Genomic DNA, 275 nt, shown 5'->3' with positions numbered 1-275 from the left:
CGGCCGCGTCCCTGGTTATAAAGACCCCGGGCCGGGCCCGGCCGACCCGGCGGCACGGACCAGCCCCGACCCCGCGCGGCCGGTTCCGGCATGCCGCGCCAGCCAGCCAACGCCGGCGACAAACCCCGCCACCCGGCCACCACCGACGAGCCGGCCGGCCCGCCGCCCCGCACCGTGGAACGCGGCACCCCGCGCGCGTACGACGGTGGCGCCCCGCGCGCGTATGACGGGAGCCAGCCGGCCCAGCCGTACGACGGTGGGCCGGCCCGCCGCCC

At 81.1% G+C, this 275-nt stretch carries 1 protein-coding gene; it reads left to right on the top strand.

All coding sequences use genetic code 11. The annotated features are described in order from the left end of the window. Positions 1 to 90: 90 nt before the first annotated feature. Positions 91 to 275: hypothetical protein (locus AAHZ94_RS36620; protein WP_502964887.1), on the top strand; the 185-nt coding region annotated here is incomplete at its 3' end.

This window comes from Streptomyces sp. HSW2009, from assembly GCF_040240285.1.
Taxonomy (GTDB): domain Bacteria; phylum Actinomycetota; class Actinomycetes; order Streptomycetales; family Streptomycetaceae; genus Streptomyces.
This window is presented reverse-complemented; position numbering and strand designations above follow the sequence as displayed.